Origin of the sequence: Pararobbsia silviterrae (assembly GCF_003628125.1) — a bacterium.
Classification (GTDB): domain Bacteria; phylum Pseudomonadota; class Gammaproteobacteria; order Burkholderiales; family Burkholderiaceae; genus Pararobbsia; species Pararobbsia silviterrae.
In genome coordinates this window covers 121,968-144,328 of sequence record NZ_RBZU01000002.1, presented here as the reverse complement: position 1 = coordinate 144,328, position 22,361 = coordinate 121,968, and the positions used below count along the sequence as shown (strand labels likewise).

Annotated in this window: 12 protein-coding genes; 10 read left to right on the top strand and 2 right to left on the bottom strand. The window is 67.3% G+C overall.

Annotated elements, in window-relative coordinates; genetic code table 11:
- Positions 1-274 precede the first annotated feature (274 nt).
- Positions 275-967, top strand: a complete 693-nt coding sequence (locus tag D7S86_RS06030; RefSeq protein WP_240648008.1) for a phosphatase PAP2 family protein — start codon at positions 275-277, stop codon at positions 965-967.
- 49 nt (positions 968-1,016) lie between these two features.
- On the opposite strand, the gene D7S86_RS06025 is transcribed toward D7S86_RS06030, so the two are convergent.
- Entirely contained in the window at positions 1,017-2,729 is a 1,713-nt protein-coding gene (locus D7S86_RS06025) for a CHAD domain-containing protein (RefSeq protein WP_121084567.1), read from the bottom strand.
- Between the two features lie 454 nt (positions 2,730-3,183).
- Here D7S86_RS06025 and D7S86_RS06020 point away from each other — a divergent pair, with 454 nt between their 5' ends.
- The 3 genes from D7S86_RS06020 (at position 3,184) to D7S86_RS06010 (ending at position 7,001) form a co-directional block, all read left to right on the top strand.
- Entirely contained in the window at positions 3,184-4,773 is a 1,590-nt protein-coding gene (locus D7S86_RS06020) for an inorganic phosphate transporter (RefSeq protein ID WP_121084565.1), read from the top strand.
- A gap of 176 nt (positions 4,774-4,949) precedes the next feature.
- Positions 4,950-5,108, top strand: coding sequence for a DUF3309 family protein (locus D7S86_RS06015; protein ID WP_121084563.1), 159 nt, complete (start codon positions 4,950-4,952; stop codon positions 5,106-5,108).
- Between the two features lie 69 nt (positions 5,109-5,177).
- Positions 5,178-7,001, top strand: a complete 1,824-nt coding sequence (locus tag D7S86_RS06010; RefSeq protein WP_121084561.1) for a GGDEF domain-containing protein — start codon at positions 5,178-5,180, stop codon at positions 6,999-7,001.
- Here D7S86_RS06010 and D7S86_RS06005 read toward each other — a convergent pair.
- Entirely contained in the window at positions 6,959-7,741 is a 783-nt protein-coding gene (locus tag D7S86_RS06005) for a metallophosphoesterase (RefSeq protein ID WP_121085234.1), read from the bottom strand. The genes D7S86_RS06010 and D7S86_RS06005 overlap by 43 nt on opposite strands.
- Before the next feature lie 268 nt (positions 7,742-8,009).
- On the opposite strand from D7S86_RS06005, the gene D7S86_RS06000 reads away from it, so the two are divergent.
- The 6 genes from D7S86_RS06000 to glgX all read left to right on the top strand — a co-directional run bounded on the left by D7S86_RS06000 (position 8,010) and on the right by glgX (position 22,320).
- Positions 8,010-8,675, top strand: a complete 666-nt coding sequence (locus D7S86_RS06000; protein ID WP_121084559.1) for a DUF1345 domain-containing protein — start codon at positions 8,010-8,012, stop codon at positions 8,673-8,675.
- Between the two features lie 299 nt (positions 8,676-8,974).
- Entirely contained in the window at positions 8,975-10,636 is a 1,662-nt protein-coding gene (gene glgA, locus D7S86_RS05995) for a glycogen synthase GlgA (protein WP_121084557.1), read from the top strand.
- 157 nt (positions 10,637-10,793) lie between these two features.
- Positions 10,794-14,180 (top strand): maltotransferase domain-containing protein, encoded by a 3,387-nt coding sequence (locus D7S86_RS05990; RefSeq protein WP_121084555.1) that lies wholly within the window; start codon positions 10,794-10,796, stop codon positions 14,178-14,180.
- Positions 14,181-14,186: 6 nt separating this feature from the next.
- Entirely contained in the window at positions 14,187-17,588 is a 3,402-nt protein-coding gene (gene treS, locus D7S86_RS05985) for a maltose alpha-D-glucosyltransferase (RefSeq protein ID WP_121084553.1), read from the top strand.
- Positions 17,581-19,806 carry a 1,4-alpha-glucan branching protein GlgB gene (glgB, locus tag D7S86_RS05980; RefSeq protein WP_121085233.1) on the top strand — a complete coding sequence of 742 codons (2,226 nt, stop codon included), beginning with the start codon at positions 17,581-17,583 and terminating at the stop codon, positions 19,804-19,806. The genes treS and glgB overlap by 8 nt, the downstream gene beginning before the upstream one ends.
- 9 nt (positions 19,807-19,815) lie before the next feature.
- Complete coding sequence (glgX, locus tag D7S86_RS05975) at positions 19,816-22,320, top strand: glycogen debranching protein GlgX (protein WP_121084551.1); 2,505 nt, start codon at positions 19,816-19,818, stop codon at positions 22,318-22,320.
- The last annotated feature ends 41 nt before the right edge of the window (positions 22,321-22,361 follow it).

Sequence of the window (22,361 nt, the reverse complement as noted above, 5' to 3'; positions counted from 1 at the left end):
GTTCGCGTCCCGTCTCGGTCCGGCGTCGACAGATCGCGTCGACGCTCGACCGCTGCTGGACACGAACACCGTGGTTTCCGGCGGTTGTGCAATGCACCATAACATCTTTTGGCGCGCGCTGCTTTTGCAGAAAAAGGCGTCAGAGAAACTGCGCCAAAAAGCGGCGCATTCCGCGGCGGCGGCGAAAAAATCGGCGGTTTATACTCGCATTTGCGCATGGCTGTTTCCATGCGGATCACGTGGTCGTTGCCTGTAAAACATGAGTTCGACGTCGTTGCTTCCGACCCCTTTGTGGTTCACGCTGACCGGTTTCGGCGGCGTGGCCGTGACCATCCCGGTCGCGCTCGCGATCGCCGCATGGCTCGCGGCGGGCATGCGGCTACGGGCCGCCGTCGAATGGCTCGCCGCGCTCGCCCTCGCGGGCGCGCTCACGATCGCGACGAAAATTGCGTTCCTCGGCTGGGGCGTCGGCATCCGGCGCATCGACTTCACGGGCATCAGCGGGCATGCGGTGCTGTCCACGCTCGTCTTCCCGGTGATGTTCAGCGTCGTGCTGATCAACGCGCCGATCGTCGTGCGCCGCGCGAGCTTTCTGGTCGGCCTCGGATTCGGGCTCGCGATCGGCGCGTCGCGTGTCGTGGTACGCGCCCATTCGATCTCCGAGATCGTCGCGGGATGCGCGCTCGGCGCCTTGTTCGCGTGCGTGTTCGTGAGCCGGCTCGAAGCGCGGCCCGCGCCGAGCGAGCCGACACCGCATCCGATCCTCGTCTCGTTGAGCCTCGTCGCGCTGATCGGCGCGCTGCACGGCGTCCATGTGCCGACCCAGCGCTGGGTCACCTCGATCGCGCTCGACCTGTCGGGCCACGAGCGGCCGTTTATCCGCGCGCGCTGGCATCGCGACGGCCGCGCCACATCGCGGCTCGTCGACGACCTGACCGCGATTCACGCACGCGGTCCGACGTCCTGATCACGCCGCCTTCGCGCGGAACGTCCCGATCCATATCGTTTCTCGACCCCTATTTCTTCGCCCGGATCCTGTCGAGCTCGCGCTTCCCGCCCGATACGCCGTGTGCCTCCGTCGCGCTTAAATAGCCTTGCGTGAACATCCGCACGGCCGCGTCGAGTTCGACCTCGGCGAGCAAACGGCGGCCGACGATCGCGTCGTTGGCCGAACCGAGCGTGTCCTGCAAGACCGATACGTGCGCCATCATGCGCCGGCGTGCGCGCCCGTCGAGCGCCGGCGCCAGAAACTCGATCGCATAGCGCAGGCGCTTCGCGTCGATCCGGACCTGGTGCCGCGCGTCGGGCGTCAACGATGCGAGATCGGCGACGCGCGCGAGCTTCCGATAGCGCTTGTTCAACACGCGCCGGGCGTCGGGATTCAGCGGCCGCGCACGCCGGTTCTTCGCCTGCGCGACGAGCACCGCCACCTGCCGCGCGATCTGCATGACGAGCCGCGCGTAGCGCGGCGACGTCATCGCCTCGCGCAAGGCCTGCGCGGCGCGCGCGCGATGGGCGGCGACGCGCCCGCGCGCCGCGTCCCATTGCGCCGCATCGCGTGCCTGCACATCGGCCGGGCTCTCGGCGCTCGCCTCGCGCGCCGCGCGCGCGACGGCTTCGAACGTCTCCTCCGCGAGCACGTCCCAATCGCGGACATCGCCGAGCAACGCGGCGATCCATTTGAGCTCCTTCTGTTCGGCCACCAAAGCGGCGGCATCGAGCTCGGGTCCGAAAAACCGATAGGCCGTGCGCATCCGCCGCAAGGCGATCCGCATCTGATGCACGTACTCGATCGCCTGCCCCTCGACGACGCCCTGTACGTTCGCGATCCATTGCGCGAAGACATTGCGCGCGACCGCCGCGGCGAGCGACGCATAGGTCTGACGCGCGCCGAAGTCGATCGGTCCGGCCTTGCGCGGTTTGTCGGCCGACTGCGAGGCACGCGTCAGCGCATCGTGCTCGACGAGCGTCAACAAGCCGTCGGCGTTGAGTTCGAGGGCGAGATCGAAGAGCCGGACCGCGCGCGCCGCGAGTTCGATACGCGTATCGGCGTCGGGCGAGGCATAAAGATCGGGCGCCGCGTCGTCGGGATTGTCGACGTCGGCAAGTTCGAGCGAGATCCGCAGTTCGACGAACGACCGGCGCTCGCCGCCTGCACGGCCCGCGCCGTCCTCACCGTTCTCACCGTCCCCGCCGTCCGCTCCGGCCCCGTCGCGCGTCGCGGGCGCGCTGAGCACGCCCGCGTCGAGGCTGATCGTCAGCGGCGCGCCGTCGTGATCGAGCCGCCACCAGTGCCGCTCGACGTCGGCGCGCCACGGCACGTCCCCGCATTGGCCGGCGAAATCGGGCAATTGGTCGCGCGTCAGCGCGACGGGCTCCCACGACCGTACGCGCAAGCCGGGCAATACGGGCCAATCGTGGACGGCGATCGCAAAGCGCCGCGCGCCCGCGTCGAGGACCAGACATTGCCAGGCGGGGTCGCCGCTCGGCGGATCGTCGCAGTGGTGCAATTCGAGCGCGAATTTCGCTTGATCGTGCCGCACGCCCGCGAGCGGGGCATGATTCGCGAGCACGGCAAGCCAGCGCGCGACATCGGGCGAGGCCCCGACCGGTGCATCCGTCAATGAATTCGCGGGCGCAGCCGGCGCGGCGGCGGCGGAAACGCCCGTCGCGGCGAGGCGGGTCGCGGGCACGGTCGGACGAAAGACGAGTTCCAGCACACGCTGCATAGGCTGCTCTCCGGTTCACGCTTTGTTCCAGACTAAGCCGCACGCGACCAAACCGCCATCGGGAAGCATACTGCGTTCCACTTTGTGCACCGCACAGAACGCTTGCAGGCCGCATAAACCGCCGCAGAACGCGTTAGCGCGCCCCCTCTCGACACGCGCCCGACCTCGACCCGATCCTGGATCGCCGCCCGCCTCGTGATGGCGTTCTGCAGACCTGCGCTTCGCCCCGCCCTGTTCCGTGCCGCTGCCCGCGCTATCCTTCACGCGGCCAGACGGCTTCGTCCTCGGATCGGCATCCCTCGCCGCATCCCTGTTTACCCGCATCGGGCACCATCGTCACATATCGGTCACGCGGCCTTGATATTTATTCGAGTTCACGTGCGCGCGTTCGCGCGCCGCGTGCCGTCCTCCCGATCCCAGTCTCATACACGCTCTACCCCCCGAGGAGCCCCGCATGTCTGAGCTTTCCGCATCTTCGTCACACGCCGCACGCGCCGCGCTAGGCCGTAAGGTCAGCCTCGGCGTCTTTGCCCTGTTTCTCATCGCCGGGATCGCGTATGTCGGTAGCCATCTCGCCGACGATCTGCGTCCCGTTCAGCTCGGATCGAGCCTGCCCTATGTCCTGCTGGGCATCGCCCTGCTGATCGCGCTGGGCTTCGAGTTCGTCAACGGCTTCCATGACACCGCGAACGCGGTCGCCACGGTCATCTACACGAACTCGCTGCCGCCGAACGTCGCGGTCGTCTGGTCCGGCGTGTTCAACTTCGTCGGCGTGCTCGTCTCGAGCGGCGCCGTCGCATTCGGGATCCTGCAACTGCTGCCCGTCGAACTGATCCTGCGCGTGGGCAGCGCGCAAGGTTTCGCGATGGTGTTCGCGCTGCTCATCGCGGCGATCATCTGGAATCTCGGCACCTGGTATTTCGGCCTGCCGTCGTCGAGCTCGCATACGCTGATCGGTTCGGTCATCGGCGTGGGCCTCATGAATCAAGCCCTCGCGGTCAAGACGGGCACGAGCGGCGTGGACTGGAACCAGGCCGTCAACGTCGGCAAGGCGCTGCTGTTCTCGCCGGTCGTCGGCTTCCTGCTGTCGGCGCTGCTGCTCGTCGCGATGAAAGCCCTGATCCGCAAGCCCGAACTCTATGCGGAACCGAAGAAGGATTCGCCGCCGCCGTTCTGGATCCGCTGCCTGCTGATCCTGACCTGCACGGGCGTGTCGTTCGCGCATGGCTCGAACGACGGCCAGAAAGGCATGGGCCTCATCATGCTGATCCTGATCGGCACGGTGCCCACGGCATTCGCGCTGAACAAGGCCGTCGACGCGAGCCAGACCCAGACCTATATCGCGATCACGCACAGCGCCTCGGACGTCATCGGCAAGTACGCGACGCCCGGCGCGCAATCGACGGACCCGCGCGCCGACGTCGAAACCTATATCCAGTCGCACACGCTCCAGCCGAGCACGATTCCGGCGCTGCGCGCGCTGACGGACCAGATCGGCCAGAACATCGCGCAATCGGGCGCCGTGTCCGAAATCCCGCAAAGCAATATCAGCAACGTGCGCAACGACATGTACCTTGCGTCCGAAGCGCTGCGCCTGATGGACAAGGCGAAGGAACCCGTCTTCAGCGAAGCGGACCACGCGGTGCTCGCGAACTACAAATCGGCGCTTGACCATTCGACGAAGTTCATCCCGACGTGGGTCAAGGTCGCCGTCGCGCTCGCGCTCGGCCTCGGCACGATGGTCGGCTGGAAGCGCATCGTCGTGACGGTCGGCGAGAAGATCGGCAAGCAGCATCTGACCTACGGTCAGGGCGCCGCGGCCGAATTCGTCGCGATGGCGACGATCGGCGCGGCCGACGTCTATGGGCTGCCGGTCAGCACGACGCACGTGCTATCGTCGGGCGTCGCGGGCACGATGGCCGCGAACGGCTCGGGCCTTCAGTGGTCGACGGTGCGCAGCCTCCTGCTCGCCTGGGTGTTGACGCTCCCCGCGTCGATCGGTCTCGCGGCCGGTCTCTTCTGGCTGTTCCGCTCGGTCTTCTGAGCGCCTGACGGCGTCTACCGCGCCCCGTCCGACGGGGCGCGCGGGTACAGCGCGTGCTGTCCCGATCGTAAGCCCGCGACGCGATCGCGTCGCGCTTATCGATCGTCCGGCCCACGCGCCCGACCGCTTGTGCGCCGGCCGCCTCTCGTGGCGGCCGACGCGCTCAGGAGACGCTCATGACTGTAGGCACCATCCTCCTCATCGTTCTGATTTTGCTGCTTATCGGCGCGCTCCCCGCGTGGCCGTATAGTGGCGGCTGGGGCTATCGTCCCACGGGCCTGCTCGGCATCGTCGTCATCGTCGTCATCATCCTGTTGTTGACCGGCCGCATCTAAAAAGCAGGGTCACACGACCGTCACGATCCGCGTGTACAAGGCGCTTAAATCCAGAACAAATACAACACCGTGACCACCGCTTTTCCGCCTTCAAGCCTCACGCTGCAGACGATTCTCGGGGAACGTCTGCTGACGCCGGTATACCAACCGATCGTCAATCTGGCCGAGCACGCAATCTACGGCCACGAAAGCCTGATTCGCGGGCCCGCCCAGACGGCGTGCCAAATGCCCGACGTGCTGTTCGCCATGGCGCGCGCGGAGGGCTGCCTCAACGAGCTCGAATTCGCGGCCGCGAACACGGGTATCGCGGGGTATCGCGCGGCCGGGGGGCGCGCGAAGCTGTTCATCAATCTGAGCGCGACGTTTCTCGTCGACCACTACGTCCGGCACGGCGACAGCCATCTCGACCAGCTGTTCGAACGCGCCGACATGCCGCTCGGCGACCTCGTCATCGAGCTGACCGAACACGACCAGGTCCATCACGTCGACGCGCTGCCGCGCATGGTCGAGTCGCTGCGCGCGCAGGGCGTGCAAATCGCGCTCGACGATTTCGGCGACGGTCGCTCGAGCCTGCGTCTCTGGTCCGAATTGCGGCCCGAGATCGTCAAGATCGACCGCTATTTCTCGCGCGAGATCGACACGCACGCGGCAAAGGTCCAGACCTTCAAGGCCATGCTCCATCTCGCGGAAACGTTTGGAACGCGTCTGGTCGCCGAAGGCATCGAGACGGCCGAGGAACTCGAGATCATCCGCGATCTCGGCATCGTCTACGCGCAAGGCTATCTGCTCGGCCGCCCGCACGCCGAGGCGACGCGCGCGATCGCCGAGCCGGCGCGCGAAGTCCTCGCGAATCGCGACATCGTCGTCTACCCGGCGCTGCGCAAGGTCGCCCATACGCACTTCTCTGCCGAGAAGCTCGTGATCGACGCGCCCGCGATCAGCCCGAAGATGCCCAACGACGAACTCGTGCGCATCTTCCACGACCGCGCGGACCTTCAGGCGCTCGCGGTCGTCGCGCCCGACGGCAAGCCGCTGGGCCTCATCAATCGCCGGGATTTCATCGACCGCTATACGCACCCGTATCACAAGGAACTGTTCGGCAAGCGCGCGTGCACGGCCTTTATGGACCCGAGCCCGATTCTCGTCGACAAGCACCAGACGTTCGAACAACTGACGTCGATCCTCGTCTCGGGCGACCAGCGCTATCTGAGTTCGGGCTTCATCATCACGGAAGCCGGCCGCTATCTGGGCCTCGGCACGGGCGAGCAGCTCGTCAAGGCCGTGACCGAAGTGCGCATCGAAGCCGCGCGGCATGCGAATCCGCTCACCTTCCTGCCGGGCAACATTCCGATCAGCGAGCACATCGCGCGTCTGCTGACCGCGCGCGTGTCGTTCACGGCCTGCTACTGCGATCTCAATCACTTCAAGCCCTATAACGATCAATACGGTTATTGGCGCGGCGACGAAATGATCCGGCTGGCGGCGGGCGTGATTTCGGCGAATTGCGATGCGCGACGCGATTTCGTCGGCCACGTCGGCGGCGACGACTTCGTCGTGCTGTTCCAGAGCGCGGACTGGGATTCGCGCTGCGCGCAGATCATCACGACGTTCAACGAGCATGCCCTGACGATGTTCGACGAGGCGGCGCTCAAGGCCGGCGGCATCGAAGCCGAGGACCGGCACGGCAACCCGTCGTTCTTCCCGTTGACGACGCTCACGATCGGCGCGGTACGCATCGCGCCCGACAGCTATAGCCGTCCCGAGGACGTCGCCTCGGCGGCCGCGCTCGCCAAGCGCAGCGCGAAGCACGGCGGCGGCGGCCTCTGGGTGCTCGACGGCGGCAAGGCGGTTCAGTTGCCGCTGTGCGTGCGCATGGCCGACGCCGAAGCCTGATCGGCAGCCGGCCACGGCCAGTCGTCGGCGCCCGCCGCGGCGGCCTGCGCGGGCGCGATCGAGCGCGTCACGCCCGTCGCATGTTCGACGATCGTCAGCTCGCCCGTGCGCGTGAACACCCCCGTGTCGATAAACACCTGCGCGCCGATGCGCGTGACGCGCTCGACCGGCGTATGGCCGCAATACGTGGTCGACAGGCCCGCGTGCAGCGCCGCGGCCGTGCCCGGCGCGGTGCCCCCGACGAGCTGCCGCCCCCAGAGCAGCCGTTGACGCACGTGATCGCTGAAGTGGCCCACATCGAGTGCGCGATCGTCGCCGAAGAACTCCGCATGCACGATGTTGAATCGCTCGTGCTCGCTGCCCACGATCAGCGCGAGCGGCAGCACGCGCAGCCGCTCGGCATAGCCCGCGAGGATCTCGCGCGGCACCTCGCGCGCCCACTCGCCGCCGACCTTCGCCCAGCCCTCGAAATCGAGCAGGCCGTCGACGACGGCGATCAGCATGTCTTCATGATTGCCGCGCACGCTATGAAACCAGGGCATGTCGAGCAGGCCGATCGCCTGCGCCGAATGATCGCCGCGATCGACGAGATCGCCGACCGACAGCAGGCGGTCCTCCGCCGGATCGAACGCGACATCGCGCAGCAAATGGCGGAGCGCGCCCGTATGACCGTGGAGATCGCCGATGATGAAATCGCGCCCGCGCCGGTTCGCGGGCAGCCGTCTGACAGGGCGATACAACGCCGCACTCTTCACAATACGTTTCCCTGGGGCGTGCTTTCACGCCGCAATCTTGCTCGAACAAATTGAATGATAGTGGGCCCATTCTCCGAATGATCGTATGCGCTGGAAAAATGCAGGCTTTGCAAAGGACTTGGCGCGCGCGCCGATGCCCGGCACGATGACGTCCCGCCCCGTTCGCGCGGAGCGGTCCGGGTCTGGCACCCTTTGCAACGACACCCATTGAAACGGCGCCCGTTCGACACGACGCCCATTTGAAAGGAACACCATGCGCTGGCTCAAGAACGCCTTCATGCTGCGCCCCCGCCTCTATATCGGCCTCGTGCTCGGCGCGCTCGTGGCGCTCGTGCTGCCCAGCCCTCTGTCGGCCGCGCAGCGCGCGCTGATCGGCTGGAACGTCGCGGTCTACGCGTATCTCGCGCTCGTCATGATCGAGATGGCGCCGCGCATGGACAGCGACGCGATGCAGCGCTACGCGGCGCGCGAAGACGAAAACGCGGTCGCGACGCTCGTGATCTTCAGCGTCGCCGCGCTCGCGAGCATCGCCGCGATCGTGCTCGAACTCGCGACGGCGCGCGCGCCGAACACGCCGCTGAGCGTCACGCATATCGCGCTGTCCGCGCTGACCGTCGTCGGCGCCTGGGCACTGATTCCGACACTGTTTTCGATGCACTACGCGCGGCTCTACTACGGCTCGCCCGACGACCAGCGCGCGCTGATCTTTCCCGAGCGCGATCCGCAGCCCGATTTCTGGGACTTCCTCTACTTTTCGTTCACGATCGCCGTCGCCTCGCAAACGTCCGACGTCGCGCTGCGCGGCTCCGCGATACGCCGCACGGCGCTCGCGCAATCGGTGCTCGCGTTCTTCTTCAACGCGAGCATTCTCGCCTTGTCGATCAATATCGCGGCGGGTCTCGTGAACCCGGGAAGCTGATGCACACGCGCCCGAAATTGTAAAAAGCTGTTACTCCGGCCGCGATTTACACGCATGCGTCACGTCCGTTGCCGAAGCTCGATACGGCGTGACGCTTCGATGCCGGCATTTCGTAAGCCTGTTTCCTTATTGGTCCGGCACCCTCGCCAGACACGCGTCCGGCAGCCTCTGTGCGCCCCTTGTGGCACATAGCTTGCTAAAAATCGACGGTTGCCTCCCTCCTCCTTGATCGATGTCCGGACTCCCGCGCGATCTGCGACGCGGCTCACGCGATATCGAGCACCTGTTCGGAGCCTATCTTGTCATTACGCGTCCTGTTGGTTACGTCAGAAGCCATGCCGCTTGCGAAGACCGGCGGTCTCGCGGACATGGTCAGTGCCTACGCGGCGGCCGCGCGCGATGCGGGCGTCGAAGCGACGATCCTGATGCCCGGCTATCCATGCGCATTCGCGCGCGCCAAAGGCGTGACGCGGGTTTGCGCGCTGCCGGGGCTGCCCGGCGGTGACGGTGCGCTCTACCGCGCGAGGATGCCCGATTCGAACGCACCGGTGCTGCTGCTCCAGCACGATGCGCTCTATGCACGCACCGGTTTCTATCAGGACGAGCACGGCAACGACTATGCCGACAACGCGCTGCGCTTCGCCGCGCTCTCGCACGCGGCGGTGCGCATCGCGTCGGGCGTGCGCGGCGTCGCACGTCCGGACGTGGTGCATGCACATGATTGGCACGCGGGTCTCGTCCCATTGTTGATCGCGCAGGCACGCAATGCGGGCACGACGCAGGCGCGCTCGGTCTTCACGATCCATAACCTCGCGTTCCAGGGCAACTATCCGATGTGGATGGCCGGGCAACTCGGCATCCCCGATCATGTGCTCGGCGTCGACGGCATCGAGTTCTACGGCGAGCTGAGTTTCATGAAAGCCGGCATCCAGTTCGCCGACCGCGTGACGACCGTCAGCGACACCTACGCGCGCGAAATCCTGACCGAACGCTTCGGCCACCGAATGGAGGGCGTCGTCGCCGCGAACCGGCACAAGCTCGCGGGCATCACGAACGGCATCGACATGGAGATGTGGAATCCGGCCGGCGATCCGATGATTCCGGCGTCTTATTCGAACGAAGACATGCGCGGCAAGCATCTGTGCAAGCGCGGTCTCCAGCAACTGTTCGGGCTTCCGAACGATCCGTTCGCGCCGATTGTCGCGATGGGCAGCCGGCTCACGACGCAGAAGATGGCCGATCTCGCGATCGAATCGATTCCGATGCTGCTCGAACGGTATCCGCGGCTCCAGTTCGCGATCCTCGGCCAGGGCGATCACGGCATCGAGGCGGCACTGCGGCATCTCGCGCAGCAATGGCCCGACCGTATCGGCCTCTATATCGGCTTCGACGAGCAGCGCGCGCACATGCTGCACGCGGGCGCCGACATCCTGCTGCACGGCAGCCGCTTCGAGCCCTGCGGCCTCGCCCAGATCTACGCGATGCGCTACGGCACGATTCCGGTCGCCTCGCGCGTCGGCGGGCTCGCCGATACGATCGTCGATTGCCGCGATCCCGGCGATGCGATCAATCCGATGCTGATCCGCGTCGACGGCGTGCGTACGCTCGGCGAGACGCTCTCGCGGCTCGCGCCCGCGCCGACGGGCTTTCTGTTCGACGGCGAAAGCCGGTACGCGATGGCCGCGGCCGTCGCGCGCGCGCTCGACGCGTTCGTGCGCCCCGCGCTCTGGCGCGAACTCCAGCGCAACGCGATGCGCGGCGACCACGGCTGGGCCCGGCCGGTTGCGCAATATGTCGCGGTCTATGCAACGTTGACTACGGTCAAGCCCGCGCGTCACGCGCCACCGGCCGCGCCTCGCACGGCGCCCGCGCGGTCCAAATCCGCGCCCGCGCCGCGCGTGGCCGCCGCGCGCACCGCCCAGCCGGAAAACGCCGACGTCGTTTTCGCTCAAACCGCCTAAGCTGTTTCATGAGCGGGCTGCGCGATGCGCGGCCCGCGTCTTGCTCCGTGCTCGTCATCTGTGTCGCTCGCGACTCCGAACCAATCGGCGGCCACCTCCCGATACGCATCCCGCGGATGCGTCAGGTCCGCGGCCGCAATCTGGAAATCGATGACCGATGGAACTCAATCCCGCGTTTGCGCCACGTATTGCCTATCTGAACCCGCTGCTGATCGGTCCCGTCGATGCATGGCCGCCGTGGCTCGACCGCGCCGCCGCGATGGGCTTCGACCATGTGCTGATCGCGCCCCCGTTTCAACCCGGACGGGCCGGCAATATCCTCGTCAGCGCCGACTATCGCCGCGTGCACCCGGTCTTCGAGACCGAGCGCGACTCGCATGAGGTACTCGCCGAACTCAGCGGCCTCGCGCGTGAACGCGGCCTCGCGCTGCTCGTCGATCTGATGATCGAGGCCTTCGCCTCGGACAGCGTGTTCTACCACCAGCACATGCACTGGTTCCATGCGTTCGAGACGGCGCACGCACGGCTCGACCCGCGCCGCGCGCCGCGCGAATCGGAGATCGCGTTCGCGAACTTCAACGACCCCGAGACGTCCGCTCAATGGACCGAATGGTGGAGCGCCGAACTCGGCGCATTCGCCGACGCCGGCGTCGCGGGCTTTCGCTTCTTCGCCCCGCACGGCGTGCCCGCGCACGTCTGGCGCCGGCTCGGCGGCACGGTCCGCGCGCGGCATCCGGCCCTGCATACGCTCGCCTGGACGCCGGGTCTCTCGCGCGACGAGGTCTCGTCGCTCGCCGACGGCGGCTTCAGCGCGGTGTTCTCGTCATTGCGCTGGTGGGACTACCGCTCGGCCTGGTTCATCGACGAGCACGCGGCGCTCGCGCGCGTCGCCTCGCCGATCGCGTTTCCCGAGGAGCCTCTGGGCGCGCGGCTGCGGCACGACTTCGGCGGCGCCGATGCCGTCCATATCGAGCGCGCATACCGGCGCGCCTATGACAGTTGCATCGCGCTCGGCACGGGCGTGCTGATGCCGCTCGGCTTCGAGACGGGCGCCGCGCTGGCCGCGCCGCTCACGGGCAGCGCGGCGACACGCGGCGAGCACGCCGCGCAGACGCCGCTGTTCGATCTCAGCGGCCACATCGCCGCCGCGAACGCGCGTCATCGCACGTCGCCCGCGCTCCATACGGTCGGCGCGATCGCGGCGCTCGGCGGGCCGGGTTCCGACGTCGCGGCGCTGCTGCGCTCGACGAGCCCCGATGCGCGCCGCTCGACGCACGCCGTCCTCGCGACGATCAACGCCGACCTGTCGCGGCCCGCGACCGCGATGCCCGACCGGTTTCTCGTCGACGTACCCGGCGGCTTCACGCGCTACGTGCCGATCGACGCGCCCGACACCGAAGCACCGCCGCATCTGCCGTGGTACACGCTCGCGCCCGGCGAGGCCCGCGTGATGCTCGGCAAGCGCGATGCGCCGATCCTCGGCGCGGCGCCCGCCAAACGCGGCCAGAAGACCGCCGAGCGCAAACGCGCGCTCGAAGCCGCGCACGCGCCGCGCGTGATCATCGAGCACGTGCAGCCGTGCGTCGACGACGGGCGGTTCGCGGTCAAACGCGTGGTCGGCGACCAACTGCGCGTGTCGGCCGACATCTTCATGGACGGACACGACGTGCTCGCGGCCGTCGTGCTCTGGCGCGCGGCCGACCATGCCGAGTGGAACGAAACGCCGCTCGAATTCGTCGGCAACGATCACTGGACCGCCACGATCCCGCTCACGCGCCTGGGCCGCCACGAGTTCACGATCGAAGCGTGGCGCGATGCGTATGCGACGCTCGCCGAGCATGCCGAAAAGAAACGGCATGCCGATCAGGCGATCGACGTCGAACTCGAGGAAGCGCGGATCCTGATCCGCCAGGCCGCGGACTTCGCGGCGGCGGCGGCCGGCGCGAGCGAGACGGCGGCCGCGCACGACACGCCGCTCGTCCTCGAACTCCAGCACCTCGCGGCCGCGTTCGAGAAGGCGGACACCGCGCGCCGGACCGAACTCGTGTTCGCCGAATCGACCGCGCGGCTGCTCGCGGCGTCGCGGCTGCGGCCGTTCGCGGCGCGCCACGATCGCGTGCTGCGAGTCGAGGCCGAGCGCTCGGCCGCGCGGTTCGCAAGCTGGTACGAGCTGTTTCCGCGCTCGATGTCGAACGATCCGCACCGGCACGGCACGCTGATCGATGTCATCGAGCGGCTGCCCGCGATCCGCGACATGGGATTCGACGTGCTCTATTTCCCGCCGATCCATCCGATCGGGCGCGCGAACCGCAAGGGCAAGAACAATGCGTTGAAGGCGCTGCCCGACGACGTCGGCAGCCCGTATGCGATCGGCTCGGCCGAAGGCGGCCATACCGCCCTGCATCCCGAACTCGGCACCTTCGACGATTTCCGCACGCTGATGGACGCCGCGCATGCGCACGGCCTCGAACTCGCGATCGACTTCGCGATCCAGTGCTCGCCCGATCACCCCTGGCTCAAGGACCATCCGAGCTGGTTCGCCTGGCGCCCCGACGGCACGCTGCGTTACGCCGAGAATCCGCCGAAGAAGTATCAGGACATCGTCAATCCCGACTTCTACGCGCAGGACGCGGTCCCCGAGCTCTGGCTCGCGCTGCGCGACATCGTCCAGTTCTGGGTCGAGGCGGGCATCAAGATCTTCCGCGTCGACAATCCGCACACGAAGCCGCTGCCGTTCTGGGAATGGATGATCGACGAGATCCGCAGCCGCGATCCGGAGGTCATCTTCCTCTCCGAGGCGTTCACGCGCCCGCGCGTCATGTACCGGCTCGCGAAGGTCGGGTTCTCGCAGTCGTACAGCTATTTCACGTGGCGCGAGACGAAACACGAGTTCACCGACTATCTGACCGAGCTGACGACGACCGAGGTCAAGGACTTCTTCCGGCCGAACTTCTTCGTCAACACGCCCGACATCAATCCGCATTTCCTGCAGCGTTCGGGCCGCGCGGGCTTCATGATCCGCGCCGCGCTCGCCGCGACGCTCTCGGGGCTCTGGGGCGTCTACTGCGGGTTCGAACTCTGCGAATCGGCGGCGCTGCCGAACAGCGAGGAATACCTCGACTCCGAAAAATACCAACTGCGCCAATGGGACTGGCGGCGGCCCGGCCACATCATCGACGAGATCGCGACGCTGAACCGGATCCGCCGCGTGAACCCGGCGCTGCATACCTATCACGGCCTGACGTTCCTGCCGGCCGACAACGACCAGATCCTCTTCTTCGAAAAGGCGACGCGCAGCCGCAACAACGTGCTCGTGATCGCGATCAATCTCGACCCTCACCAGACCCAGGAAGCGGCGATCGACGTGCCGCTCTCGCGCTTCGGCCTGCCCGACGATGCCACGCTGCACGTCGAGGATCAGGTCACCGGCGCGCATTTCGACTGGCACGGACACCATCAGCGCATCCGGCTCGACCCGCATGTGCTGCCGTTCGCCATCTACCGGATTCGCCCCCCGGAGTGGGACGGGTCGCACGGAGGATGAACCGTGATGAAGCGCAACCCCGTCTCGCTGCTGAAGGATGATCCGGTCTGGTACAAGGACGCGATCATTTATCAGGTGCACATCAAGTCGTTCTTCGATTCGAACAACGACGGCATCGGCGATTTTCCGGGCCTGATCTCGAAGCTCGATTACATCGCGGAGCTGGGCGTCGATGCGATCTGGCTGCTGCCGTTCTATCCGTCGCCGCGCCGCGACGACGGATACGACATCGCCGACTACCGCAACGTCCATCCCGACTACGGCACCATCAGCGACTTCCGCAGGTTCGTGCAGGAAGCGCATGCGCGCGGCATTCGCGTGATCACCGAGCTCGTCATCAATCACACCTCGGACCAGCATCCGTGGTTCCAGCGCGCGCGGCTCGCGAAGAAGGGATCGAATCACCGGAACTACTACGTGTGGTCCGACAACGATCAGAAGTACGCGGGCACGCGGATCATCTTCATCGATACCGAGCCGTCGAACTGGACGCACGACCCCGTCGCGGGCGAGTACTACTGGCACCGGTTCTTCTCGCATCAGCCCGATCTGAATTTCGATAACCCGGCCGTCATCAAGGAAGTGCTGAGCATCATGCGCTTCTGGCTCGATCTCGGCGTCGACGGGCTGCGGCTCGACGCCGTGCCCTATCTCGTCGAACGCGAAGGCACGTCGAACGAGAACCTGCCCGAAACGCATGCGATCCTCAAACAGATCCGCGCGGTCATGGACACCGAATACCGGAACCGGCTGCTGCTCGCCGAAGCGAACCAGTGGCCCGAGGACGTCCAGGATTACTTCGGGCGCGGCGACGAGTGCCACATGGCGTTCCACTTCCCGCTGATGCCGCGCCTCTATATGGCGATCGCGAGCGAAGACCGCTTCCCGATCATCGACATCATGCGGCAGACGCCGGATATTCCGAGCACGAGCCAGTGGGCGATCTTCCTGCGCAACCACGACGAACTCACGCTCGAAATGGTCACCGACAGCGAGCGCGACTATCTGTGGAACACGTACGCGAGCGACCGGCGCGCGCGGCTCAATCTCGGCATCCGCCGCCGGCTCGCGCCGCTGCTCGAACGCGACCGCCGCCGCATCGAACTCATCAACTCGCTGCTGCTGTCGATGCCGGGCACGCCCGTCATCTATTACGGCGACGAGATCGGCATGGGCGACAACATCCACCTCGGCGATCGCGACGGCGTGCGCACGCCGATGCAATGGTCGTCGGACCGCAACGGCGGGTTCTCGCGCGCCGATCCCGAGCAGCTCGTGCTGCCGCCGATCATGGGCTCGCTCTACGGCTTCGACGCGGTCAACGTCGAGGCGCAGGTCCGCGATCCGCATTCGCTGCTGAACTGGACGCGCCGCATGCTCGCGACGCGCCGTTCGCACCCGGCCTTCGGCCGCGGCCGCATCCGTTTCCTGCGCCCCGCAAATCGCAAGATCCTCGCGTACGTGCGCGAGGTCGAGGACGCCTCGCCGATACTCTGCGTCGCGAACCTCGGGCGTTCGCCGCAGGCGGTCGAGCTCGATCTCGCCGAATTCCAGGGTTCGATCCCGGTCGAGATGACGGCCGATTCGACGTTCCCGCCCGTCGGGCAATTGACCTATCTGCTGACGCTGCCGCCCTACGGCTTCTATTGGTTCCTCATGTGCCCGAGCCACGCGCGGCCCGCGTGGAGCACGATGCCGCCCGAACAATTGCCCGAGTTCGCGACGCTCGTCGTGCGCGGCTACGAGCCGCTGCCGTCGGCCGCCGAACATCGGCGCGTGCTCGAACAGGAAGTACTGCCCGGTTATCTCGCGCGGCGGCGCTGGTTCGCGTCGAAGAACGAGACGCTGACCGGCGTCAAGATCGACTACGTGACGCAGTTGCCGCACGACCTCGCGGGCAACGACCGCGACTCGCCGCTGATGCTCGGCGAGATCGAGGCCGATATCGGCGACGGTCATGCCGAGCACTACTTCCTGCCGCTCGGCGTGCACTGGGACACGTCGCAGAGCGTGAACCCGCTCGTGAGCCAGCTCGCGCTCGCCCGCGTGCGGCGCGGCCGCAACGTCGGCTACGTGACCGATGCGTTCTCGCTGCCGGGCCTCGCGTACGCCTATCTCGACGCGTTCCGGCGCCACCTCGTCGCGCGCACGCCGCACGGCGACGTCCACTTCACGGCGACCGAGCCGTTCCTCGCGCTGCCGCCCGACGCGTTCGGCGATCCGCCCGAGATCAACTGGCTGTCGGCCGAGCAGAGCAACAGCTCGCTGATCATCCATGACGTCGCCGTGCTCAAGATCGTGCGGCGCATCGTCGCGGGCATTCATCCCGAGGCCGAGATGACGCGCCACCTGACGCAGCTCGGCTACGCGAACACCGGCAAGCTCTATGGCGAAGTCGTGCGCATCGAGGCCGACGGCACGCCGCATACGCTCGCGATCATGCAAAGCTTCATCGAGAACCAGGGCGACGCATGGAACTGGGTGCTCGACTATCTGCGCCGCATGGTCGACGAACTCGCGATCACGATCGCGCCCGAAGCCGAGGGACCGATCGGCGAGCAATTCGAAGAAGCCGTCGCGGGCTACGGTGCGATCGCCGGCCTCATCGGCCAGCGGCTCGGCGAACTTCATGTCGCGCTCGCGACGCCGACCGACGATCCCGCGTTCTCGCCCGAACCCGCGACGCCCGACGATGTCCGCGAATGGGTCGACGACACGCGCGCGCTGCTCGCGACGGCGCTCAATATCCTCGAAGACAAGATCGGCACGCTCGCGCCCGACGGGCAGTTCATCGCGCGCACGCTGCTCAACGAACGCGACGCGCTGCTCGCCGCGATCGATACGATGCTGCCCGACCATATCCAGGCCTTGCGCACGCGGATCCACGGCGACTTCCATCTCGGCCAGATCCTCATCGCGCACGGCGACGTCTATCTGATCGATTTCGAAGGCGAACCCGCGCGCACGCTCGAACAGCGGCGCCGCAAGGCCAGTCCGCTGCGCGACGTCGCGGGCCTGCTGCGTTCGCTCTCGTATGCGAACGCGGCTGCCGCGCCGGTCAGCGAGGACGCGCCGCAATCGACGGCCGATCGCAAGCGCGCATTGTTCGAACGCCTGCGCGGCGCCGCGCGCGAATCGTTTCTCGTGCGGTATCGTGAGGCCGTCGCGCACGCGCCGCAGCCGTTCGTCTCGCCCGAGTCCGAGGCCGCGTTGCTCGACTTGTTCCTGGTCGAGAAAGCGGCCTACGAGATCTGCTACGAGGCCGCGAACCGGCCGACGTGGCTCGGGCTGCCCGTGCGCGGCCTCGCCTCGATCGCGGCGCGCGTGCTCGGCATCGCGCATACGACGCCGCCGACGCGCACCGAACACCCGAGTTGGCAGGAAAGCCTGGAGGGTCATGATGAGTGAGCATCACGCGTTCGCCGGTCTCGATGCGGCGGATATCGATTCGCTGATCCACGCGCGCCACGGCGATGCGTTCGCGCGGCTCGGCCCACACCCGATCGCGGACGCGCACCCGCCGTCGGCGGTCGCGATCCGCGCGATGCTCCCGAACGCGAACGCCGTCCACGTCCTGGCCCGCGACGGCGATCATGCGCGCCTGGGCACGCTCGAACGCGTGCATGCGGACGGACTCTTCGCGGGCATCGTCGCGCCGCTCGCCGACCCGCGCGCCTATCTGCTCGAAATCGAATGGCCGGGCGGCACGCAGATCACCGAAGACCCCTATGCGTTCGGCGCGCTGCTCTCCGATCACTGGCTGCATCAGCTCGCGGTCAGCGATCCGGCCGCCGTACTCGAATGCCTGGGTTCGCGGCATCTCGATCTCGGCGGCACGTGGGGCGTGCGCTTCGCGGTCTGGGCGCCGAACGCGCGGCGCGTGTCGGTCGTCGGCGACTTCAACAGCTGGGACGGCCGCCGGCACCCGATGCGCCTGCGACATTCGGCGGGCGTCTGGGAGATCTTCGTGCCGCGCCTCGGACCCGGCGCGCGCTACAAGTACGAGATCGTCGGCCCGAACGGCGCGACCCTGCCGCTCAAGGCCGACCCGTGCGCGCAGCAGACCGAATGTCCGCCCGCGACCGCGTCGGTCGTCGCCGACGCGACGCCGTTCGTCTGGAACGACCATGAATGGATGCAGACGCGCGGCGAACGCCAGCAGGCCGACAAGCCCGTCGCCATCTACGAGGTGCATGCCGAATCGTGGATCCGGGTCGCCGAGGACGGCCGCCGCGGCCTGAACTGGGATGAACTGGCCGAGCGGCTCGTCCCGTATGCGAAGGGCATGGGCTTCACGCACGTCGAGTTCCTGCCGATCGCCGAATATCCGTTCGGCGGCTCGTGGGGCTATCAGCCGCTGTCGCTGTTCGCGCCGTCCGCGCGCTTCGGTTCGCCCGAGGCGTTCGCGCGCTTCGTCGATCGCGCGCATCAGGAAGGCCTCGGCGTGCTCATCGACTGGGTGCCCGCGCACTTCCCGAACGACGCGCACGGCATGATCGAGTTCGACGGCACGCCGCTTTACGAACACGCCGATCCGCGCGAGGGGTTCCACAAAGACTGGAACACGATGATCTACAACCTCGGCCGCCACGAGGTGGCCGCGTATCTGCACGCCTCGGCGCTCGGCTGGCTCACGCGCTATCACGTCGACGGCCTGCGCGTCGACGCGGTGGCCTCGATGCTCTATCGCGACTACAGCCGCGCGGCCGGCGAGTGGGTGCCGAACATCCATGGCGGACGCGAAAACCTCGAAGCGATCGCGTTCCTGCGCAAGCTCAACGCGGAGGTCGCGCACCACGTCAAGGGCGCGATCACGATCGCCGAGGAGTCGACGGCCTGGCCCGGCGTCACCGCGAAGGTCCACGACGGCGGCCTGGGTTTCGACTACAAGTGGAACATGGGCTGGATGCACGACACCCTCAAGTACATGCACGAGGATCCCGTCCATCGCAGACACCACCATCACCACATGACGTTCGGCATGATCTACGCGTATTCCGAACGTTTCGTGCTGCCGCTCTCGCATGACGAAGTCGTCTACGGCAAGGGGTCGCTGATCAACAAGATGCCCGGCGACCGATGGCAGCAATTCGCGAACCTGCGCGCGTATCTCGGCTTCATGTGGACGCATCCGGGCAAGAAGCTGCTGTTCATGGGCGGCGAGTTCGGCCAGTTCGCCGAGTTCAATCACGACGAGTCGCCGCATTGGCATCTGCTCGACGACCCGATGCACGGCGGCATCCAGAAAGTCGTACGCGATCTGAACCGGCTCTATCAGCACGAGACCGCGCTGCACGCGCGCGATGCGGATCCGGGCGGCTTCGAATGGCTGATCGGCGACGACGCGTCGAACAGCGTGTTCGCCTATGCGCGCTACGACGCGCACGGCCGCGCCGCCGTCGCGATCTGCAATATGACGCCCGTGCCGCGCGAACACTATCGGATCGGGCTGCCGCGCGGCGGCCGATGGATCGAAGCGATGAATACCGACGCGGGCGTCTACGGCGGCTCGAACATGGGCAATAGCGGCATGATCTACGCGGAGCCCGTGCCCGAGCACGGCAAGCCCGATTCCGCGACGCTCGTGCTGCCGCCGCTCGCGACGCTGATCCTGATCGCCGAATAAGGGATGCCCATGAGTGACGTCGATCCCGCTGCCCTCGCATCGCACGCCGCGCGCCACCGCGGCCATGCGTTCGCGGACCGCTTGCTCGCGGGCGCGCCCTATCCGCTCGGCGCGACGTGGGACGGACTCGGTGTCAATTTCGCGGTGTTCTCCGCGCATGCCGAGAAGATCGAGCTTTGCCTGTTCGATACGGCCGGGCGCAAGGAACTCGCGCGCTTCGCGCTGCCCGAGTGCACCGACGAGGTCTGGCACGGCTATCTGCCCGGCGCGCAACCGGGCCTGCGCTACGGCTACCGCGCGTACGGCACGTATCACCCGAAGCACGGCATGCGCTTCAACCCGCACAAGCTGCTCGTCGATCCGTATGCGCGCCAGTTGTCGGGGCCCGTTCATTGGTCGGACAGCTTGTTCGGATATCGGCGGCAGTCGAATCGCGTCGATCTCTCGATGGATCGCCGGGATTCGGCGCCCGCCGTGCCGAAGTCGATCGTGACGGCCGATGCGTTCGACTGGTCGCTCGATCGCAAGCCCAATGTGCCGTGGACCGATACCGTCATCTACGAAGCGCATGTGCGCGGCATCTCGATGCTGCGCGACGACGTGCGGCCGCCTGAGCGCGGGACCTTCGCCGCGCTCGGCCAGCCCGCGTTCATCGACCATCTCAAACGGCTCGGCGTCACGACGCTCGAACTGCTGCCGATCCATGCGTTCGTCAACGACCGCTTCCTGCTCGCGCGCGGCCTGCGCAATTACTGGGGCTACAACACGCTCTCGTTCTTCGCGCCCGAGACGAGCTATCTGTCGGGCGGCGATACGAACGAGCTGCGCGTCGCCGTCAGGCGGCTGCATGCCGCGGGCATCGAGGTCGTGCTCGACGTCGTCTACAACCACACGTGCGAGGCCGACGAGCTCGGTCCGACGCTCTCGTGGCGCGGTCTCGACAATGCGAACTACTACCGGCTCGTCGAAGGCGACGAACGGCATCAGGTCAACGACACGGGGTGCGGCAATACCATCAACGCCGCGCATCCGCGCGTGCTCCAGATGATCATGGACTCGCTGCGCCACTGGGCCACGTCGTACAACATCGACGGCTTCCGTTTCGATCTCGGCACGACGCTCGGCCGCGAGACGCACGGTTTCGATCCCGGGGCGGGCTTCTTCGACGCCGTGCGTCAGGACCCGGTGCTGAACCGGCTCAAGCTGATCTCCGAGCCCTGGGACATCGGCCCCGGCGGCTATCAGGTAGGCCAGCATCCGCCCGGCTGGGCCGAATGGAACGACCGCTTCCGCGACGGCGTGCGCCGCTACTGGCGCGGCGACGAAGGGCAACGCCCCGACATCGCGAGCCGCATCACGGGGTCGGCCGAGATGTTCAATCACGGCCATCGCCGCCCATGGGCCACGATCAACTTCGTCGCCGCGCACGACGGCTTCACGCTCGCCGATGTCGTGGCGTACGCGCACAAGCACAACGAGTCGAACGGCGAGGACAATCGCGACGGGCACAACGAGAACTGCAGCCATAACTGGGGCGTCGAAGGCCCGACGGACGATCCCGAGATCGCGGCCGTGCGCGCGCGCGTGGCGCGCGCAATGCTCGCGATGCCGTTCATTTCGCTCGGCACGCCGATGCTGCTCGCGGGCGACGAGTTCGGCCGGACCCAGCTCGGCAACAACAACGCGTATTGCCAGGACAACGCGATCTCGTGGATCGACTGGCGCGGCGCGCATCGGCCCGCGAACGTCGCGCTCACGCAGTACGTCGCGCATCTCGCGCGGCTGCGGCGCGAACACTATCTGCTGCGCGAGCCGCGTTTCCTCTACGGCGACCGCGAGATCCTGCCGGGTGTGCGCGACATCGAATGGTTCAATGCCGACGGACAGCCGCCGACGGCCGAACAATGGCAGGCGCCGGGCGAACAGATCCTCGTGTGCCGGCGCGCGGGACGGCTGCGCGCGCCCGAGTCGCAGACGGCCGATGCCGACGATCACGACGGTCTCGACGTCCTGCTCATCGTGTTGAACGCGCGCCGCGACGCCGTCACGCTCACGATTCCCGCGCCCGCGTTCGAATGGGACGTGCTGCTCGACAGCGCCGAACCGTCGGGCATGCGCAGTGTCGCGGGGAGGTCGGAGGCCTTGGGCGATTCGGGCGAGGCGCATGCCTCGCCCGAATCGCATATGTCGCATGCGTCCGACACGCTGCCGCACGCCGGAGACGCCCCGTACACGACGCGCGCCACGCCCGCCGCGATCGTCGCTTCGATCCGGATCGAAGCCCAAAGCGTGGTCATGCTGCGCGCGCGAGATCCGCAGCGCGCACGCGCGGCGCGACATGCGGCGCAGACCGCGGCGCCGCACGATCTTCGGCCGCACGACCTCGCGCACGCGCACGACGCGTCCCCGTACGGCGCATCCGAAGATCGCGCGCGCGTGCCCGAACCGGCCGAGGACGCCGACGCGCTGGCCGGGCATGGCGCGTGCGTCAGCGCGCCGGACGCGCCCGCCTAGCGCCGGCGCGCGCATGACCGAAACCCATCCCCTCCACGGAT